Source organism: Streptomyces sp. NPDC059248 (genome assembly GCF_042753905.1).
Lineage (GTDB): Bacteria > Actinomycetota > Actinomycetes > Streptomycetales > Streptomycetaceae > Streptomyces.
Genome location: NZ_JBHYZV010000163.1, coordinates 1 through 3,412 on the forward strand (window position 1 = coordinate 1; position 3,412 = coordinate 3,412).

2 protein-coding genes are annotated in these 3,412 nt (G+C 72.0%); one reads left to right on the top strand and one right to left on the bottom strand.

The genetic code is table 11. The features are described from left to right. Positions 1 to 55: 55 nt before the first annotated feature. On the bottom strand, positions 56 to 712 hold the full coding sequence (locus tag ACFXG1_RS32985; RefSeq protein ID WP_384721374.1) for an HAD-IA family hydrolase: 657 nt from the start codon (positions 710 to 712) through the stop codon (positions 56 to 58). 430 nt (positions 713 to 1,142) lie between these two features. Between ACFXG1_RS32985 and ACFXG1_RS32990 the strand changes: the two genes are divergently transcribed. Further along, positions 1,143 to 3,212: a DHA2 family efflux MFS transporter permease subunit gene (locus ACFXG1_RS32990; RefSeq protein ID WP_384721370.1), complete on the top strand. Its 2,070-nt coding sequence runs from the start codon at positions 1,143 to 1,145 to the stop codon at positions 3,210 to 3,212. Positions 3,213 to 3,412: the final 200 nt, after the last annotated feature.

Below are 3,412 nucleotides of genomic sequence, written 5' to 3' on the forward strand. Positions count from 1 at the left end.
GGGGGGGGCCTTACAAAGTCTTCGCCCCCCCCCCCGACCCGTCTTCGCGCGGGGCTCAGATCCGGGTGAGCCGGATCCGGCCGTCGGCTTCGGCGGTGACGACGAGTTCGGTCAGATCCGTCACGTGCAGATCGGGGCCGAGCGGCAGGGCGCGCGGACCGACACCGACGACGCGCATCCCGGCGGCGCGGCCGGCGGCTATCCCCGCCTCGGAGTCCTCGAAGACGACGCAGTCGGCGGGCGCGAAGCCCAGTTCGGCGGCGCCCTTGAGGAAGCCCTCGGGGTCGGGCTTGCTGGCGCTCACGCACTCCGCCGTGACCCGGACGGACGGCAGCGGCAGTCCGGCCGCGCCCATCCGGGCCGTCGAGAGCGCCGCGTCGGCCGAGGTCACCAGGGCGTGGGGGAGGTTCGTCAGGGCGGCGAGGAAGGCGGGCGCGCCGGGCACGGCGACGACCCCCTCCATGTCGGCGGTCTCCCGGGCCAGCATCACCGCGTTGTCCGCGTGGTTCTCGGCCATGGGGCGGTGGGGCAGCAGCTCGGCCATCGTGGCGTACCCCTGACGGCCGTGGACGATCCTCATCGTCGCCTCCGGGTCGAGTCCGTGCTCGACGGCCCAGCTCCGCCAGACGCGCTCCACGACGGCGTCCGAGTTGACGAGGGTGCCGTCCATGTCGAGAAGAAGTGCTCGGGCGGTGAGGGTGGTGGCCTGCATGGGCGTACTCCTGGCGCGGCGAGGGGCAGCGGCCGGGACCGACCGGGCGGCGCGGCGGCGCGCTGCGGGGGGCGTACACGGGTCCCGCGTACGAGGCGGGGCGGCACGGGCGGCGTATCCGGCGCTACGGCGTACGGGCCCGGGCGGCGTGCCATGGCGAGCGGTGCGGCACCGTGCCGCACCGGGCGGGAACAAGCGGCCCCGCCCACCGGTCAGGGAGACGGGCGGAGCCACTTTGTTCAGTCATGGTACAAAGCGCTGGCCGAAAGTGCCACCCCCGATCGTCTCAACGGGCCGTAACGGAGCATTCGCCCCACTATGAGATGGCGGGAACGCGGCCCGGCGGGACGCCGGAGCGCGCGGCCCCGCCAGGATCCACGAGGCATACCCCAGGGCCTCGGCGGTGGATCCCGGACGCGAGGAGGCCCGGATGGCACAGGAACAGGTGCGCGCGGACGCCGGGGACCCGGCGCCGGGGGAGGGGCAGGACCGGCGCGGAGTGCTGCTGGCCATCGGCGCCCTGCTGCTCGGCATGCTGCTCGCCGCCCTCGACCAGACCATCGTGTCCACGGCGCTGCCCACCATCGTGAGCGAGCTGGGCGGCCTCGAACATCTGTCCTGGGTCGTCACGGCCTATCTGCTGGCGTCCACCGCCGCGACACCCCTGTGGGGCAAGCTCGGCGACCAGTACGGGCGCAAGAAGCTCTTCCAGACCGCGATCGTCATCTTCCTGATCGGCTCCGCCCTCTGCGGCATAGCGCAGAACATGCCGCAGCTCATCGGCTTCCGGGCGCTCCAGGGCCTGGGCGGCGGCGGACTGATGGTGCTCTCCATGGCGATCGTCGGCGATATCGTCCCGCCCCGGGAACGCGGCCGCTACCAGGGCCTCTTCGGCGCGGTCTTCGGCGCCAGCAGCATCCTCGGCCCGCTGCTCGGCGGCTTCTTCACCGAGCATCTGAGCTGGCGCTGGGTCTTCTACATCAATCTGCCGATCGGCGCCGTCGCCCTCGTCGTGATCGCCGCCGTCCTGCGCATCCCGGCCCGCCCGACCCGGCACACCATCGACTACCTCGGTACGTTCCTGATCGCGTCGGTCGCCACCTGTCTCGTCCTGGTCGCGTCCCTCGGCGGAACGACCTGGGCCTGGGGCTCCGCGCCGATCATCGGGCTGGCCGTCGCCGGCCTCGTCCTGCTGGTCCTCTTCGTCCTCGTCGAGCGCCGGGCCGCCGAGCCCGTACTGCCGCCGCACCTCTTCCGGATCCGTACCTTCACCCTCGTCTCCGTGATCAGCTTCGTCATCGGCTTCGCGATGTTCGGGGCGATGACCTTCCTGCCGACCTTCCTCCAGGTCGTCCGGGGCGTCAGCCCCACGCTCTCCGGCGTGCATATGCTCCCGATGGTCCTCGGGCTGCTGATCGCCTCCACCGGCTCCGGCCAGCTCGTGAGCCGTACCGGCCGGTGGAAGGTGTTCCCCGTCCTCGGTACCGGGATCACGGCGGTGGGACTGCTGCTGCTCCACCGGCTGACCGAGTTCAGCTCCGACGCCGAGATGAGCCTCTACTTCTTCGTCTTCGGCTTCGGCCTCGGCCTGGTGATGCAGGTCCTCGTCCTGGTGGTGCAGAACGCCGTACGGTACGAGGACCTGGGCGTCGCCACCTCCGGCGCCACCTTCTTCCGCTCCATCGGGGCGTCCTTCGGCGTCGCCGTCTTCGGCACGATCTTCTCCAACGGGCTGAACGACAAACTCGCCGCAGCGCTCGCCGGGCGGCCGGTGCCACCGGGCGCAGGAGCGGACAAGCTGGCCGCCGACCCGCAGGCCATCTCCCAGCTCCCGCCCGCGCTCCGCGGTCCCGTGGTGCACGCCTTCGCGTCCGCGATCACCGACGTGTTCCTCTACGCGGTTCCCGTCGTCCTCGTCGCCTTCGTCATCTCCTGGTTCCTGAAGGAGGACCGGCTACGGGGCTCGGTCACCGCGCCCGACACCAGCCAGACCCTGGCCTCCAACCCGGTGGAACGCTCCTCCCACGAGGAGGTGGCCCGCGCCCTCTCGGTCCTCGGGTCCCGGGAGGGGCGGCGGGACATATACGAGAAGATCACCGCCCGGGCCGGGTACGACCTGCTGCCCGCGGCCGGCTGGCTGCTGCTGCGGATCCGCCGGCACGGGACCGTCGAACCCGGACTGCTGGCCGACACCACCCCCGTACCGCTGACGGCGATCATGGACGCGGCCCGGCAGGTGGAGGAGCGGGGCCTCGCCGCCCGTGAGGGCGTACAGCTGGTACTCACGGAGCCGGGTCTGGAGACGGCCGTACGGCTGGCGAAGGCGCGGGAGGAGTCCCTGGCGGAGCTGCTGGGGGACTGGTGGGGCCCGGACCGGCCCACGGATCTCGTCCAGCTCGTGGAGGAGCTGAACGCGGAGCTGTGCGGCTCGGACCAGGAACGGCCGAACGGACCCGGCCCGCGGGGCGACCACGCGCCGCCGTCGTCATCGGGCGGGTGACGGAACCGCGCGGGCGGAGCGTCGCTCGCCCGCCGACATCTGCTCTTACCAAGCAGATGTCGGAACTCCGTACGGACGCCGCCGTCCGGGTACCCCGGCCCGCGGGGGCCCCCGGCGCGGGCGGTACGGGGGGGCCAGACCCCCGTCGAGTATAAAAAAAAACGAGCTCAACACAAGTTGGGGTTTGTGGTTTTGCGGGT